General features: G+C 72.9%; 11 protein-coding genes. 5 read left to right on the forward strand and 6 right to left on the reverse strand.

Annotated features, from left to right (window positions below; translation table 11 throughout):
- Positions 1-163: 163 nt before the first annotated feature.
- Positions 164-1,498 carry a diaminopimelate decarboxylase gene (gene lysA / locus AB0D44_RS09595; protein WP_362586960.1) on the reverse strand — a complete coding sequence of 445 codons (1,335 nt, stop codon included), beginning with the start codon at positions 1,496-1,498 and terminating at the stop codon, positions 164-166.
- Entirely contained in the window at positions 1,495-1,887 is a 393-nt protein-coding gene (locus tag AB0D44_RS09600) for an SAV_915 family protein (protein ID WP_362586963.1), read from the reverse strand. Before AB0D44_RS09600 ends, lysA begins: the two co-directional genes overlap by 4 nt.
- Positions 1,888-2,239: 352 nt before the next feature.
- Here AB0D44_RS09600 and AB0D44_RS09605 point away from each other — a divergent pair, with 352 nt between their 5' ends.
- Positions 2,240-3,181, forward strand: coding sequence for a nucleoside hydrolase (locus tag AB0D44_RS09605; RefSeq protein WP_362586965.1), 942 nt, complete (start codon positions 2,240-2,242; stop codon positions 3,179-3,181).
- A gap of 297 nt (positions 3,182-3,478) precedes the next feature.
- Positions 3,479-4,924, forward strand: a complete 1,446-nt coding sequence (locus tag AB0D44_RS09610) for a glyceraldehyde-3-phosphate dehydrogenase (protein WP_362586968.1) — start codon at positions 3,479-3,481, stop codon at positions 4,922-4,924.
- Positions 4,925-5,036: 112 nt separating this feature from the next.
- On the opposite strand, the gene AB0D44_RS09615 is transcribed toward AB0D44_RS09610, so the two are convergent.
- On the reverse strand, positions 5,037-6,017 hold the full coding sequence (locus AB0D44_RS09615) for an endonuclease/exonuclease/phosphatase family protein (protein ID WP_362586970.1): 981 nt from the start codon (positions 6,015-6,017) through the stop codon (positions 5,037-5,039).
- 253 nt (positions 6,018-6,270) lie between these two features.
- On the opposite strand from AB0D44_RS09615, the gene AB0D44_RS09620 reads away from it, so the two are divergent.
- The 3 genes from AB0D44_RS09620 (at position 6,271) to AB0D44_RS09630 (ending at position 11,177) form a co-directional block, all read left to right on the forward strand.
- Positions 6,271-7,398 (forward strand): ATP-binding protein, encoded by a 1,128-nt coding sequence (locus AB0D44_RS09620; RefSeq protein WP_362586973.1) that lies wholly within the window; start codon positions 6,271-6,273, stop codon positions 7,396-7,398.
- Positions 7,386-8,060: a response regulator transcription factor gene (locus AB0D44_RS09625; protein ID WP_362586976.1), complete on the forward strand. Its 675-nt coding sequence runs from the start codon at positions 7,386-7,388 to the stop codon at positions 8,058-8,060. The genes AB0D44_RS09620 and AB0D44_RS09625 overlap by 13 nt, the downstream gene beginning before the upstream one ends.
- Positions 8,061-8,201: 141 nt before the next feature.
- The gene (locus tag AB0D44_RS09630) at positions 8,202-11,177 is read left to right on the forward strand and encodes an AAA family ATPase (protein ID WP_362586979.1); all 2,976 of its coding nucleotides are present in this window, start codon (positions 8,202-8,204) and stop codon (positions 11,175-11,177) included.
- Between the two features lie 77 nt (positions 11,178-11,254).
- Here the strand turns inward: AB0D44_RS09630 and AB0D44_RS09635 are convergent, their stop codons facing one another.
- The 3 genes from AB0D44_RS09635 to AB0D44_RS09645 form a co-directional block, all read right to left on the reverse strand.
- A complete protein-coding gene (locus AB0D44_RS09635; protein WP_362586982.1) occupies positions 11,255-12,793 on the reverse strand; it encodes an ABC transporter ATP-binding protein in 1,539 nt (512 codons plus the stop codon).
- A complete protein-coding gene (gene lanKC / locus AB0D44_RS09640) occupies positions 12,790-15,492 on the reverse strand; it encodes a class III lanthionine synthetase LanKC (RefSeq protein ID WP_362586984.1) in 2,703 nt (900 codons plus the stop codon). Before lanKC ends, AB0D44_RS09635 begins: the two co-directional genes overlap by 4 nt.
- A 109-nt stretch (positions 15,493-15,601) precedes the next feature.
- Positions 15,602-15,712, reverse strand: coding sequence for a class III lanthipeptide (locus AB0D44_RS09645; protein WP_362586987.1), 111 nt, complete (start codon positions 15,710-15,712; stop codon positions 15,602-15,604).
- Positions 15,713-15,854 lie beyond the last annotated feature (142 nt).

Genomic DNA, 15,854 nt, shown 5'->3' on the forward strand with positions numbered 1-15,854 from the left:
TAGGGGGTGTCTGACGGAGGTCCGCGGCGTCGCGGTGCCCGGCACGCACTCTCGCCGCACCGGCCGAAAGCCCAAGTACGTCCAGTACGAGGGCATCCGGCCGGCACGCCGAGAGCACGCACCGGACACCGCTCCTTCACCACGGACCTCCGTCAGACACCCCCTAGGTGCCGACGTCCCGGTTGCGGAAGTCCTCCAGCGTCTCGCGGCGTACGAGGACCCGGGCCGATCCCCCGTGGACCGCGACGACCGCGGGCCGGCCGACGAGGTTGTAGCCCGAGGCCATGGACAGCTGGTAGGCGCCGGCCACCGGTACGGCGAGCAGGTCACCGGGACGGACGTCGCCCGGCAGCTCCACGTCGGCCGCCAGCACGTCACCGGCCTCGCAGTGCCGGCCGACGACCGTGGCCGGACGGGTGCCGGCGGCCGAGGTGCGGCCGACCAGGCGCGGGGCGTAGCGCACCCCGTACAGGGCGGGGCGCGGGTTGTCGCTCATGCCGCCGTCCACGGCGACGAACACCTTCTCGCCGGTGAGCTTGACGGACAGCACCCGGTAGAGGGCCACTCCGGCCGGACCCACCACGGCCCGCCCGGGCTCGATGAGGAGCCGGGGCACGGCCAGCCCGGCCGCGGCGCAGCCTCCGGAGAGTTCGGCGCGCATCCGCCGGGCGAGTTCGGCGAGGTCGAGGGCGGGTTCGCCGGGCCGGTAGGCGATGCCGTGGCCGCCGCCCATGTCCAGCTCGGGCAGGACCAGGCCGTGCGCGTCCCGGACCCGGGCCATCAGCCCCACCATGCGGCGCACGGCCACCAGGTACGGCTTCACACCGGTGATCTGGGAACCGATGTGGCAGTGCAGGCCGGTCAGTTCGAGCCGGGGCTGGCCCAGGACGCGGGCGATGGCGTGCTGCGCGCCCCCGTCGGTGAGTGACAGGCCGAACTTCTGGTCGTCCGTACCGGTGCGGATCTTGTCGTGGCCGCCGGCGCAGACGCCCGGCACCACCCGCACCATGACCTTCTGGCGGCTCCCGGGGCCGACGGCGGCGGCGATCCGGGCTATCTCCGACGGACCGTCGATGACGATCCGCCCCACGCCGAGCCGCAGCGCCGCCGCCAGGTCGCGGGGCGATTTGGCGTTGCCGTGCAGCACGATGCGCTCGGGCGGGAAGCCGGCGGTGACGGCGAGCTCCAGCTCTCCGGCGGAGCACACGTCCAGGCCCAGTCCCTCCTCCCGCACCCAGCGCACCATCGCGCGGCAGAGGAAGGCCTTCGCGGCGTAGAGCACCTCGGTCCCGGGGAACGCGTCCCGGTAGGTCCGGGCGCGCTCGCGCACCTCGCCCTCGTCCAGGAGGTAGACCGGGGTGTCGAACCGTTCGGCGACCTCGGCGAGGGACACCCCGCCCACCGCCAGGCCGCCGTGGGGGAGCCGTGTCGCGGAGGCCGGCCAGACCGACAGGTCGTCGGCTCCGGCCCGGATCCCGGAGAGCAGGGGCGTGGTCATGACGCGCCCTCCGGCCGGACGGCCCGGGCCGTGCCTGCGCCCGTAGCCGCGGCCGCGCGGGGCGGGGGAGGGGTGACCGGGTCCGTGGCCGTGGCCGGGGTGACGGCGGGGGCGGTGAGGGCCGGATCGACGGTCAGCAGGCAGGCCCCGAGGGGTTCGGCCAGCGCGCGGAGCGCGGACGCGGAGAGCCGGATCCAGGGCTGGGCGGCGCCGAGCGCGGCGGCCAGCCGGTCCGGGCTGGTGAAGCCGACGGCGGTGCGAGCGCCCAGGGGGGTGCGGAACAGCCGCACCGTGACGTGCGCTCCTCCCGGCCGGGCCGGCACGTACAGGGGCCCGGCCGGGGTCCGTTCTTCGGGCTCGGGATCGTCGTCGTAGGGGAACAAGCACATGGGGCCCTCCCTGAGGAACCACGAGTGGCAGATGACGCCCCGGCCGCGGTAAGGCGGTCCGGAGCGCGCGCACTCGAAGCTATCCCCGCAACCACCGGCCCGCGGCCACTCCCTGACGGGATGTTGACGGTGCCCCGCCGGGTCCATACGCATCGCTGACGCCGGGCGCCGCGGCGTGCGGGCGTGCCCGTCCAACGGCCGGAATACACCGTCCGCGGACGGCTCCTCCGCGTGCGAACGAGCACAGGAACGAGCACCGGCACGGGCACGGGCGCGGGCGTGAGCAGGGCCGCGAAGAGGCAGACTTGGTACGGAAGGTGCCCCGGATGCCCAGGATGCCCGAGGAGTGAGCGTGCCCGTTCCGATCATCATCGACTGCGATCCCGGCCACGACGACGCCCTGGCGATCATGCTGGCGGCGGGTGACCCCGCGGTCGACCTGCTCGCCATCACCACGGTCGCCGGCAACCAGACGCTCGCCAAGACCACCCTGAACGCGCGCCGCGTCTGCACGGTCGCCGGCATCACGGGCGTGCCCATCGCGGCCGGCTGCGACCGCCCGCTGGTCCAGCCGCTGGGGGTGGCGGACGACGTGCACGGGGAGTCGGGCCTGGACGGGCCCCGGTTCCCCGAGCCCACCGTGGGCGTGGTCCCCGGGCACGCCGTGGACCTCATCCACCGGATCCTCACCACGCACCCGCAGCCCGTCACGCTCGTGCCGACGGCGCCCCTGACCAACATCGCCCTGCTGCTGACCCGCTACCCCGACGACGTCGCGTACATCCGCGAGATCGTCCTGATGGGCGGCTCCACCGACCGCGGCAACCGCACGCCGGCCGCCGAGTTCAACATCCAGGCCGATCCGGAGGCCGCCGACATCGTCTTCCGCAGCGGCGTGCCGCTCACCATGTGCGGCCTCAACGTGACCCACCAGGCGCTCGCCACCCCCGAGGTGCTGGCCCGCTTCGAGGGGCTCGGCACCGAGCTCGGCCGCACGTGCGCGGAGCTGCTGTCGTTCTTCGGCTCCACCTACCGCCGACTGTGGGGCTTTCCCAGTCCGCCGCTGCACGACCCCGTCGCGGTGGCCCGCGTCATCGAGCCCGGACTCGTGCACTGCGTACCGGCGGGCGTCGTCGTGGAGCTGCGGGGCCAGTACACGCGGGGCGCCACGGTGGTCGACCTGCACCGCTCCCTGCCGCTCCCGGTCAACGCGCAGGTCGCGGTGACCCTGGAGACCGAGCTGTTCTGGGACCGGATGGTCGACGCCGTGGCGGTGCTGGGTGCCCGTACCTGAATCGGCAGTGCCTCGGCGGTGCCCGGCAGCTCCCCTTCGCGGCTCGCCATGACGTGCACCGGCGTGGCCGAGGAGGGGGACCGCCCGGCAGACCGTACGAGACCACCCCCGCCACCGCTGGCCACTGGCCGGGACCCACGGGGTCGGCGAGCTGATCATCAGCACCCTGACGCCCGACCCGGCCGGCCGGCAGCCCTCCTGCGAACCGCCGGCCGAGGCGTTCGGCCTCCCCCGCTTGATGGGCCAAACGGGGGACGGGTTAGCATATGAGCGCCGCCTAGCTCGAAAGATAAACCTGTGACTGTCAATGATGACTCGTTCACCAACTGGAAGAACCGCGAGGAGATCGCGGAGTCGATGATCCCGATCATCGGGAAGCTGCACCGGGAGCGGGACGTCACCGTTCTGCTCCACAGCCGCTCCTTGGTGAACAAATCGGTGGTGAGCATCCTCAAGACCCACCGCTTCGCCCGTCAGATCGACGGCGAGGAGCTGTCGGTCACCGAGACGATGCCGTTCCTCCAGGCCCTCGCCGCCCTCGATCTCGGTCCCTCCCAGATCGACATCGGCATGCTGGCCGCGACGTACAAGACCGACGACCGCGGTCTCTCGGTCGCCGAGTTCACCGCCGACGCGGTCATCGGCGCCACGGGTGAGAACAAGCTCGAGCGCGGCGCCGGCCGCGACGTCGTCCTGTACGGCTTCGGCCGCATCGGCCGCCTCGTCGCCCGCCTGCTGATCGAGAAGGCCGGCTCGGGCAACGGCCTGCGGCTGCGCGCCATCGTCGTCCGCCAGGGCGGCGACCAGGACATCGTCAAGCGCGCCTCGCTGCTGCGCCGCGACTCGATCCACGGCCAGTTCCAGGGCACGATCACCGTGGACGAGGCGAACAGCACGATCATCGCCAACGGCAACGCGATCCGGGTGATCTACGCGAACGACCCGTCCGAGGTCGACTACACGGCGTACGGCATCCAGGACGCCATCCTCATCGACAACACGGGCAAGTGGCGCGACCGCGAGGGCCTCTCCAAGCACCTGCGCCCCGGGATCGACAAGGTCGTCCTGACCGCCCCGGGCAAGGGCGACGTCCCGAACATCGTCCACGGCGTCAACCACGACACGATCAAGCCCGACGAGCAGATCCTGTCCTGCGCCTCCTGCACCACGAACGCGATCGTCCCGCCGCTGAAGGCCATGGACGACGAGTACGGCGTGCTGCGCGGCCACGTGGAGACCGTCCACTCGTTCACGAACGACCAGAACCTGCTGGACAACTACCACAAGGCCGACCGTCGCGGCCGTTCCGCGCCGCTCAACATGGTCATCACCGAGACCGGTGCCGCCTCGGCCGTCGCCAAGGCGCTTCCCGACCTCAAGGCGCCGATCACCGGCAGCTCGATCCGCGTCCCCGTCCCGGACGTCTCGATCGCCATCCTGAGCCTGCGCCTGGGCCGCGAGACCACGCGCGAGGAGGTCCTGGACTACCTCCGAGACGTCTCGCTGCACTCGCCGCTGAAGCGCCAGATCGACTTCACCACGGCCCCCGACGCCGTCTCCATGGACTTCGTCGGCTCGCGCCACGCCTCGATCGTCGACGCGGGCGCCACCAAGGTCGACGGCGACAACGCCATCCTCTACCTCTGGTACGACAACGAGTTCGGCTACTCCTGCCAGGTCATCCGCGTCGTCCAGCACGTTTCCGGGGTGGAGTACCCGACCTTCCCGGTCCCGGTCGCCTGATCCCCGCGGTCTGACACGCGCGCACCCCGCCCCGGTCGTCCGGGGCGGGGTGCGGTGCGTTCCACGGCTGCGCCGGGGCGGCGGCAGCCGACCTGCCGCCGGCAGCCGGGGGTCAGAAGTCGAGGACCACCCAGGCAGGGTCGTGGTCCGATCCGTCGCCGGCGTGCCGGGTGCGCCGGTCGATGTGCGAACTCTTGTGCCGTGACACCAGGCTGCGGCTGAGCCAGATCTGATCGAAGAGCTCGTACTTCGCATCCTGCCCCGGCTCCTTGAACCGGTGGGTCCAGGACCCGGAAGACGGCGGGGGCGGATCATCGGGCTTGGGCGGACGGGTCTCCACGGGGTGCGCGAGGGCCTCCTCGAGCGTCAGCTGCGCGGTCGGCGCGGCCAGGGCGGCGAGCGTGGGCGCCTGCGGGGTGTCGTTCATGTCGCCCAGCAGGACGAACCGCCCGTCGGGCCGGGTGCGGGCGGCGACGATCCGGGCGATGGCCTCGGCCTGCAGGGTCCGCAGGTGGTCGTTGTCGATCTTGCCCTGCACGGGATCCTTCGTGTGGTCGACGAACTGGCTCTTGAGGTGGTTGTTGAAGACCGTCAGCAGGTGCCGGTCCGGGTCGCGCGGATCCAGGATTTCCACTTCCAGCAGGTCGCGGCTGAACACGCGCTCGCCCGGCAGCTCGGGATGGGGCGCGTGCTGCCAGGAGGTGACCGCTCCCATCGGGAACTTGGAGAGCACCGCGAGGTCGATCAGCCGGGGGTCGTTGCCCTCGATCAGCGACAGGTACGGGTAGGCCTTGCGCAGCCGCCGGGCGGCGAAGAAGCGCAGCGTGTCGATGTCCTCGACCTCCTGAACGGCCAGCACGTCCAGGTCCATCCGGGCGATCCGCCGGGCGAGCATCTCCTGCTCCTCGACGCTGATGCCCTTGACGAGCCGTCCCTTGTACGTGCGGATCCGAAACTTACTGGGGTCCTTGAACTCGTAGCTGGAGGTCAGCCGGCCGTCCTTCCGGAACGGCAGGGTCTGCTCTATCTCGGCTTTGAAATTGAAGCGCGAGAACAGGTTGTTGAGGTTGAACGTTCCCACTGTGACATCCATGGCCTCTGCCCTCTCCCAGGGTGCGTTCGCACACGACCGAGCCGAGCAGGCGCCTACCACGCTACGTCACCCGGCCGCCGACGGCTCGTCGGAGCAGCCTGCCGGCCCCGCGGACACCGTGGCCGGATGCCGCTCTTGGCATGCACCTGCTGGGGCACAATGCGTGCCATCAGTGATGATCACGGGCGGGGTGGTGGTGTCGGTGGCGTTCTTGTCAATACGACGATTACGGGCACTGCGCAGGACGACGGGCGTGGGGTCGGGGCTGCAGCGCGCCCAGTCGTTCATGATCCTGACCACCCTGCTCTACCGGGCGAGCCATCTGACGGTCGGCGTCATCGCGGTGGCCCAGCGCCGCCAGGACGTCTCCCTGCAGTACGCCGGACTCGCCGTCGCTCTGGGACTGAGCGTGCTGGGCTACGGCTCGGCCCTGCGCCGGGGCTGGTTCGACCGGCGGCACGTGTGGGCGGACGTCCTGGTCACCGGGTGCCTGCTGCCGTTCGTCCTGTGTACCTGGGGCGGGGTGCGGGAACCCGCCCTGCTCGGCTGGGCGATGCTGCTCGGCGGATCGGCGAGCGCCGCCGCGGCCATCGCCCTCGAACGGTTCCACGTCCTCGCGGCGGTCGCGCTCCTGGTGGTGACCCACCTCATCGGCTACCGGGTGGTGGGCGCGAGCCCCGCGGTCCTCGGCGGCCACGTCAACTCGCTGCTGTCCTCGGCCGTGATGGCCTGGGTCATGTGGTGGTACCTGCGCCGCCAGGGACGCCTCCTCGACGACGCCAACGCCCGTGCGCTGGCCGCCGAGGCGCACCGGGCGCGCTACGCCGAGCGGCTCGAACACCACCGGGCCCTGCACGACACCGTCCTGGCCACGCTGACCACCCTCGCGGCCGGCGGGATCGACGCCAACGCACCCCGGGTACGGGAGCGTTGCGCCCGGGAGGCCGCCTACCTGCGCCGGCTGATCCAGCAGACCACCGACGAGGTGCACCACCGAGAGATCGGCGAGGCCCTGGAGGAGGCCGTGGGCTCGGTGGAGAGCCTGCAACTGCAGGTCACCGCCCAGTACCACGACCTGCCGAAGGTGCCGCCCGAGGTCGCCGCCGCGTTCGGTGACGCCGCGCGCGAGGCCCTGAACAACGTACGGCGGCACGCGGGCACCGGGCACGCCTGGCTCACCGCCACCGGGGACACCGACGGGCGTGGGGGAGCCGTCGTCACGGTGGTCGACCGGGGGCCCGGCTTCGACCCCGAGCGGTCCGTGCCCGGTCTCGGGCTGCGCGGTTCGGTGCGTGCCCGGATGGCCGAGGTGGGCGGCCTGGCGACCGTGGACACCGCGCCCGGCGAGGGGGTACGGGTGGAGCTGAGATGGCCCCGGTGATCACGGTCGCGGTGGTGGACGACGACCGGATGCTCCTCGACGGCATGCGGGCCTGGCTGGGGGCGGTCCCCGAGCTGCGGCTGGTGGCCACCGCGGCCACGGTCGGGGAGCTGCTCGGCACGGCCGTCGCGGAGCTCCCCTACGGGCCGGGCCCGTCGGGGTACGTCCCGCCCGACGTCGTCCTCCTCGACCTCGTGCTGCGGGACGGCTCCGCCCCCGCCGACAACATCCGGCGGCTGCTGCGTTCCGGCAGCCGCGTCCTGATGATCAGCACCGTCCCGGACCGCTCGCGGATCATCGAGGCGCTCCGGGCCGGCGCCGACGGATACCTGACCAAGGACAACGACCTGCCGACGCTGGTCGCCGCAGTCCTGGACATCGCGGCGGGCCGCAGCGCCCACTCCGCCGAACTCGCCTTCGCCTGCGCGCACGACACCAGTCCCGCCCGGCCCCGGCTCTCGCCCCGGGAACGGCAGGTCCTGCTGGACTACGCCTCCGGGATGACCCTGAAGGCCGCCGCCCGGCGTGCGGGCATCACGATCCACACGGCCAAGGACTACCTGGACCGGGTCAAGGCCAAGTACCAGCAGGCGGGCCGCCCCACCTACACCAAGCTCGACCTGGCCCGGCGGGTGCGCGAGGACAGCCTCGACGGGGGCTGAGGCGCCCCGCCGCAAGCCCCCCAAACGGACGGCTACAGGCGGCGGTCCCCCCTTCGTATCGTCGGCCCCGGCGACGACCTCGCCGCCGCTCGCTCCGCCAGGCGACCGCACCTCCGCTTCCCCGCGCACCAGGAGAGGCAGATGACACAGCTGTACGACCGCACCACCACGGGCATCGACGGCAGGCACCTCGCGCGAGGGGAACTCATCGGCAGGCAGGCCGAGATGGAGCAGGTCCGGGCCGCCCTCGCCGCCGCCCGGTCCGGGCGGGGCGCCGCGGTCTTCGTCACCGGCGAGCCCGGCATCGGCAAGACCCGGCTCGCCGCCGAGGCCCTCGCCGCCGCCGCTCTGGCGGACATGGTGACGGCGCAGGGCCGGGCCGGCACGATGGGACCGGTCGTCCCGTACCGGCCGCTGGTCGAAGCGCTGCTGCTGCTGTCCCGTGCCGGCCTGCTGCCGGACCCGGAGGAACTCGGGCGCTACGGGCCGGTCCTCGGCCACCTGCTGAACGGCACCCGGGGACCGCGGGCCGGCGCCGTGTCCCCCCTCATGGTCGCCGAAACGGTCCTGCGGCTGACCGCGGCCGCCGGCCGCCGGCGCGGCTGCCTGCTCGTCCTCGACGACCTGCACGAGGCCGACGCGGGGACACTGGCCGTCGTCGAGTACCTCCTGGACAACATCGGCCACCAGCCGGCCGTGCTCCTGCTCGTGGCCGGCGGCGAACCCGGCGCGGCGGCCGAGCTGGCCGCGCGGGCCCGCCATCGCGGGGCCGCCACGGTCCTCGACCTGCGCCCCCTCGGCCGCCCGGACGTGCACCTGCTCGTCGCGAACGAGCTCGGGACCACCCCGGCCGAGGCCGACCCCGAGCTCGTGCGGCGCGCGCAGACCTCTGGCGCCGGGATCCCCTTCCTGGTCAAGGAGCTCGTCCACGACGCCACCGGGGAGGACACCGGCCACGCCCCGGGCGAGGACCGGCTCCCGTCCGTGCCCGCCGCGGTCGTGGACAGCGTCAGACGCCGGGCCGGGGGGCTCGGCCCGCTCGGCGCGGAACTCCTCGCCATGGCGGCCCTGTTCGGCGAGCGGTTCCCGCTGCCGGTGCTCCAGCGCGCCCTGGGCTGCGATGGCGCGCAGCTGTCCGCGATCCTGCGTGCCGCGGCCGGCGCGTGCCTGATCGTGCCGGACGCATCCAGCACGCAGTGGTACGCGTTCCGGTACCGGCTGGTCGCGCAGGCCCTCCTCGACGACCTCGGCCCGGGCGAGCGCGCCGGGTACGCCCGGCGGGCGGTGCGCGCCCTGGCCGACCTGCACCCCGGGCTCCCCGGACCCTGGTGCGCACAGGCCGCGGAGCTGCACGGGCACACCGCGGACACGCACGAGGCGATCCGCCTGTACTGCGAGGCGGCGCAGCGGGCGATGACCGACGGCGCGGCGGACGGGGCGGTGGCCCGGGCCGTGGAGCTGCTCGTGCGGGCGCACGGCCTCGTCGACGCCGCCACCGCCCCCGGACTCCACGCCACGGTCCTGGAGCACCTGCTGGACGCCGTCGCCCGCTCGGCCCGGTTCGACCAGCTGCCCGCGCTGGTCGCCGGCATGGACGCGCTGGGCGTCGACCACGCCGTACCCGCCGGGCGCCGGGCCGGACTCCACGCCCGACTGGCCCGGATCGCCGCTCTGCGGGGCCGGCCCGCGGAAGCCCTCCGGCACCTGGACGTCGCCCGCTGGCTGCTCGAGGACCGTCCGGACCCGGCCCACGCCGCCCTCGTGGACCTCGCCGCGGCCGAGGTGGAGCTGTGCCGGTGCGCGCCCGACCGGCTGTCCACCGCCGCCGGGTTCGCCCGCCGGGCGGCGGACGCGGCCCGGCGGGCCGATCAGCCGGCCGTGGCCTGCGAAGCCCTGCTGGTCCTCGGACAGCTCGCCCGGGACCGGGACGAGCCGGCCGCGCTGGCCCGCCTCGCGCAGGCCTGCGCCCTCGCCCACGAGCACCGGCTCCCCCTGCTCCGGGTCTCCGCCGAGGTGCACCTGGCCGGGATCGCGGCGCGGCGCGACGGCCGGCCGGCGCCGCTCGAGCGGGCCCGGCAGGAGGCCCTGCGCAGGGGCGCCCTGCCGCTGGCGCACGAGACCGGCTTCGCCCTCGCCCTGGACGAGATCCAGCGCTGCGCCTTCGGGGCCGCCCGCGACCGGATCCGTACGGGCACGGCCGAAGCGGAACGGCTGGGGCTGGGGCAGGTCCTGTCGCAGCTGCGGCTGGCCGAAGCGGTGCGCTGCGCCCACCAGGGCCGGCGCGCCGAGATGCAGGAGGCACTGGAGGCACTGGACCCGCTCGTCGACCACGCGCCGGGCGTGCGGTCGATGGCGTACGGGCTGGCGCGGGCCTTCTGTTCGCTGCTCGAGGAGCGGCACGACCGGGCCGAGCGGGAGTTCGCGCAGGCGCTGGCCTATGACGCGGAGAACCCGGCGACCGGCGAGTTCGGCAGACACGGCGTCATCCTGCTGCTCGGCGTCCTGGCCGGGCGCATGGGTCGGCGCCACCACGCCGAGGTCGCCGGGGCGAGCGCCGGCGGTACCCGCTGGAACCGCCCGTTCGTCGGGCTGGCCCACGCCGTGCTGCTGGGCCGCGAGGGCCGTCCCGGCGAGGCCACGGCCGCCGCGCGCGCGGCCCTGGAGGCGGCCGAGCCCTACCCCATGGCACGCCACCTGTGCCTGCGGCTGGTCGCCCGCTCGGCGCACGCGGACGGCTGGGGCGCGCCGGCCGACTGGCTGCGCGAGGCGGAGGAACACTTCCACGGCGCCGGACTCCAGGCGGTCGCCGGCGCCTGCCGGGCCCTGCTCCGCCAGATGGGCGCCCCGGTCCGGCAGCGGCGCACGGGGAGCGAACAGGTGCCGCCGTTCCTGCGCCGGTACGGCATCACCGTCCGCGAGTTCGAGGTGGCCCGGCTGCTCGCCGAGCGGATCGGCAACAAGGACATCGCCGGCCTCCTGCACATCTCGCCGCGCACCGTCGAGAAGCACGTGGCGAGCCTCCTGCAGAAGACCGGTCACCCCAACCGCTCCGCATTCGCCTCCGCCGCCCGCGAACTGGTCACCGGGTCCGGCGTCGGCGCCACGGTGCCGGTTTAGGAAAGGTCCCTTGCGATCCTGCCGGGCGGCGCGGGTCGGCAGGATCCGTACGGGACGGCCCGGGCGTGCCCGGCCGGTCAGGCCGGGCCCGTTCGCGAGAGCGCGCCCGCCGCCAGTGTCACCACCCGGTCGAAGCGGCCGTCGAGGTCCTCGTCCCCGTGGTGCACGACCAGGAGGGCGCGGCCGTCGGTCCGCTCGCGCAGGGTCCGCAGCACCAGGTCCCGTCCGTCCCCGTCGAGGTTCGAGAAGGGTTCGTCGGCGAGGTACACGTCCGCGTCCTCGCACAGGAGCGCGGCGATCCCCACCCGCTGCCGCTGCCCGGACGACAGCTCCGAGGGCAACTGGTCGGCCAGCCCGTCCAGGCCCATCGACGTGCGCAGCCTCCCGTCGCAGACCAGTGCGCGCACCGGCAGCGGGGGCAGGTTCACCGGGGCGGTCAGGCTCGCCACGCGGGGCGGCAGGGTGACCGCCCCGGCGTCGGGGGCGAGGGTTCCGGAGATGATGTGCAGGAGGGTGCTCTTGCCGCAGCCGTTGGGACCCCGCAGCAGGACGTGCTCGCCCACGCCCAGCGCGAAGTCCTCGATCGACACCTCGGCGCCGTCGCCGTCCCCGTACCGCACCCGGGCGCCGCGGACCAGGACCAGGGCCCCTTCCTCGTGGTAGGGCGCCTGTCCGGAGGCGCGCAGGGCCTGGATCCGCTTGAGGACGGCGGTGCTCCGGCGGGCCTGCGGAATCATGTTGACCAGGTCGAAGATCCCGGTGACGGCCCGCCACAGCGAGTTCACGAAGGCGAGGAAGCTGCCGAACGACATCCTGCCCGAGAAGACGAAGAACGCTCCGACGACCATGGACGCGGTGTCCGAGAGGTTCATGACCAGGTCGCTGAGGGTCTTCTGCTTCAACGACAGCCGGTAATTGACGAACTTGATGCCCAGGAACCCGCGCAGCGCGTCCTGGTTCGCCGCGCGCGTGCCCGGCAGCAGCGACGGCAGGCCGCGGAGCGCGTGGAAGGCCTCGAGGGTCCGGGTCAGCCCGTTGATGTACCGCGCCTCCGCCTCGCGTTCGGGCTCGGTGTTGTCCTCGATGCGCTTGGCCAGCCGGTTGCTCACGAGCACCAGCGGCGGCACGATCACCAGCAGGATGAGGCTGGCCTGCCAGGACAGGTACAGCAGCACCCCGAGGAAGACCAGCGAGGCGACCGCCTGCCGCGCGATGCGGATGCAGACGTCCACGGCCGGCAGTACGCCCTCGGCCACGTCGTTGTGGATGCGGCTGACGTACGAGGCGTTGCCCGCCGCCGCTATCCTCCGGCCGTCCAGGCCGAGCGTGCGGGCCAGCAGCTCCGTCTCCAGCACCAGCGTGAACGCGTTCTCGAACCGCTTGCGCCACGAGGAGATCCCGTACCCCGCGAGGTTGAGGGTCAGGCCCAGCAGGAGATAGCCGCAGCCGAGGACGAGGAACCTGCGGAAGTCCGCGGCCAGGATCGCCTGGTCGAACAGGGCCTTGAGCAGGAGCGGGTGCAGCAGGGCCTCGAGCCCGCCCATGGCCGCCTCGGCGCCCATGATCACGACGAACCGTGCCCGGTGCCCCCTCAGGGTGAGCCACAACTGGTTCACCGCGCGGCCTCGTCCAGCAGGAAGTCGGCCGTGCCACCGCCGTTCACGCGGTGCAGCACCCGCAGCACGCCCGCCGAGCCCGTCAGGTAGTCGCAGGAGCAGCGCAGCAGACCCTCCCCGGGAACGCCGAGCGGGGTCACCCCGTCCCGGCGCGGCACCGCGAAGCGCTCGGCGGGCTCGAACAGGAACACTTTCCGGACGAAATCGAGCTGGCGCAGCGCGGTGTCGCGGTACGTGCGGTCACCGGTGAACTCGGCGGCGTCCAGCAGCGCGTCGGCGACGCCGCTCATCCCGAAGGCGTAGCCCGGCAGCACCGAGTGCCGGGCGTCCAGCCCGCGCAGGACGGTCCGTGCGTTGTCCAGGTCGCCGTAGCGCAGCAGCACCTGCGCCACGCCCGCGGAGCCCACCTCGACGTACGGCTCCATCGTGCCTTCGTGCTCGAACATGATCACGCTGTCGGCGGCGTCGGGGTCCAGGGGCTTGGCATGGGCCATCTCCCAGGCGAGCGCGTCCCGCCCCAGCCGCACGTAGCGTTCCTCTCCGGTGACCTGGTACATCCGCAACAGGAACAGCGCCACACCGGCCTGACCGAAGCCCAGTCCGGTCAACGGCCCCTTGGACGAGAACTCGTTCAGCCAGTAGGCCTGCCTGCCGTCGCGCTGCGCGGCGGCGCACAGCACACGGGCGCACTCCTGCGCGGCGGCGAGGTCGCGCGGGTCGTCGCCGCGCAGGAAGAAGTGCAGGTTCGTCATGCCCAGCCCGGCGAGGCCGTAGTAGAAGGTGTGGTCGCCGGTCTCCGGAGCCCGCCGGTTGGCCACGGTCAGCAGCTCCCTGGCCTGGGTCCGCAGCCCGAGCGAGTCGGCCGCCCAGGCGATGCCGGCCAGGCCGCTCATGAGTCCGTCCGGGTACTCCGCCACGTCGATGCGGGCCAGTTCGTCGCTCAGCCAGCCCCGCCATTGCGGGCGGATCGGGATGCCGGAGGCGTTCAGCGACCACAGGACGCCGCCGGCTCCGAATCCCAGGCTCAGCGGGTTGGTGACGTGCGAGAACGGATCCACCGGGAAGAGCGTCGCCCGGTCGGTGTCGGCGACGGCCTCGACGAACGCGGCCACTCCGGCCTCGGCCTGCACCAGCCCGAGCCGCTCCTCGACGACCGGTTCCACGGGCGCGGCCTCGACCTGGGCGATCAGGTCCGCTTCGGACTCCAGGGCCTCGAGCACCTCGGTGAGGGTGATCCGCGCCCCGGCCAGCTCGGTGAGCAGCTCGTGGATCCGCGCGGGCCAGCCCAGGGAGTCGGTGAAGATCCGGTACGCGTCGAGGACGTCCTCGCGTACGTACGACATCGCCGCGATCGGGAAGATGAAGTAGGCCATGGTGTTCGCCAGGCCGTAGAGGTCGCCCTCGGGCCCGCTCAGCTCGAAGCGGCTGCGGGAGAGGCTGAACCCCGGGGTGAACAGCTCGACCGGCTTCTCCAGCGACGCGTCGTCGCTCCCGCCGCCGTCCCCGCCCCCGGCCAGCCGGCACGCTTCCAGATCGACGATGGTCACCTCGTGGGTGTCGGTGTTGATCAGCAGGTTCGCGGGGGTGAAGTCGCCGAGGATCACCTGGCGCTCGTGGGCGGCCCGGATCGCGCGGGTCAGTCCGCGGAAGACGGCGATGAAGATCCGCAGGAACTCCCGCGACCGGTCGATGTCGAACTCCGGCCGTGCGAGCGGGTTGCGTTCGAGCAGCACCGAGCGGACGTCGGAACCCTCGACGAACTCCTCGGCTATGTAGTGGTGCTCCCAGTGCCGGAACGTGGCGATCGGCTTCGGATACGAGCCGGCGCCGGCCAGCCGTTCCAGGAACCTCCACTCGCGGGCGAGGATGTCCACGGCGTCGTGGTCCTGGCGCGGGTTGATGTTGGTGTGCGGCCGGGCCTCCTTGAGGACCACCTTGCGGTCCTCGTCCGCGGTGTCCTCGGCCGTGTACACCCCGCCGCTGTTGGAGAACTGGATCGCCCCGGTCACCCGGAAGCGGCCGCCGAGCAGGCCGTCCCCCTCGTCCTCGTCCGCCGGCTTCCAGTCGGTGAACGGCCACGGCACCCACCACGGCTGGGCGTAGCCGGGCTGCCGGTCGTCGGGCACGGGCCCGTCGGGTCCCAGGATGTGCGGCACCCGGCGCCCGAGGACGTCGACGGCGTGCGTGTCGAGGAACTGGCCGTAGCGGAAGTAGAGCGCCTTGCTGTCCCGGTAGCGCATGTCGGACAGGACGTAGGCGCCCTCGACGCCCTCCAGGACGCGGGCCAGGTCGGCCAGACAGGTCCTGAACTCCTCGTCGTCGCGCGGGTAGACGGTGACGAGTTTGCCGCCGCTGCCCCGGGACATGGCCTTGGAGTTGAGCATCTCGAAGATGTTGAGGTCCAGGGCGATCTTGAAGTCGATCTCGTGGGCGGTCAGATGGGCGATCACGGAAGCGGCGACCTCACGCACCGTGTCCTGGCTCGCCGAGACGTGGATCTTCCAGCCCTGCGCCGGCAGGTCCGGGTTGTGCCGATGGCTCCACCAGATGCCGCTGCGCACGAACCGCGCCCGCAGCCGTTCGTCGAGCCCGGCGAGGAAGTGGTCGGCCCTCGGCTCGTAGGAGACGTCGAGCGGGTCGAAGAACAGCGTGTCGTTCCAGGCGAAGAGGAATCGGTAGACCCATCGTTCGTTGCGCATGTCCGCCTCTGTGATCGTCCGAGGACCGCCGCCGCCAGCGGCCGGCGGGAAACGGAAACGGCGATCCGTGCGGGGACACAGCGCGTCCCTGCACGGATCGCCGTCGGGGTTACACCGGCTTGGTGGAACAGCAGGTGCTGCTGCTGCTGGTCAGGCTGATGACGGCAGCGCTGTTGTTCGTCGCCACGGGCTGCAGGTTCTGGAGCTTGAGTACGCTCATCGAGGTCACCTCCTCGGAGATCGGGTGGAGTGGTCGCAGTCGCCGTACTGGCCGATCGGCATGCCCGAGTCAACGCCACCCGCCCCGCCCGCACATGGGAGCTGCCCACCCGTCATTCCCGCCCCCCGCCCCCAGGAACGGG

It is taken from the genome of Streptomyces sp. NPDC048349 (assembly GCF_040651925.1).
GTDB lineage: Bacteria > Actinomycetota > Actinomycetes > Streptomycetales > Streptomycetaceae > Streptomyces.

What these genes read in the sequence shown, in the direction of transcription:
- AB0D44_RS09600 (WP_362586963.1), bottom strand. Translation starts at nt 1,887, where the DNA reads ATGTGCTTGTTCCCCTACGACGACGATCCCGAGCCCGAAGAACGGACC.
- AB0D44_RS09615 (WP_362586970.1), bottom strand. Translation starts at nt 6,017, where the DNA reads ATGGATGTCACAGTGGGAACGTTCAACCTCAACAACCTGTTCTCGCGC.
- AB0D44_RS09625 (WP_362586976.1), top strand. Translation starts at nt 7,386, where the DNA reads ATGGCCCCGGTGATCACGGTCGCGGTGGTGGACGACGACCGGATGCTC.
- lysA (WP_362586960.1), bottom strand. Translation starts at nt 1,498, where the DNA reads ATGACCACGCCCCTGCTCTCCGGGATCCGGGCCGGAGCCGACGACCTG.
- lanKC (WP_362586984.1), bottom strand. Translation starts at nt 15,492, where the DNA reads ATGCGCAACGAACGATGGGTCTACCGATTCCTCTTCGCCTGGAACGAC.
- AB0D44_RS09645 (WP_362586987.1), bottom strand. Translation starts at nt 15,712, where the DNA reads ATGAGCGTACTCAAGCTCCAGAACCTGCAGCCCGTGGCGACGAACAAC.
- AB0D44_RS09630 (WP_362586979.1), top strand. Translation starts at nt 8,202, where the DNA reads ATGACACAGCTGTACGACCGCACCACCACGGGCATCGACGGCAGGCAC.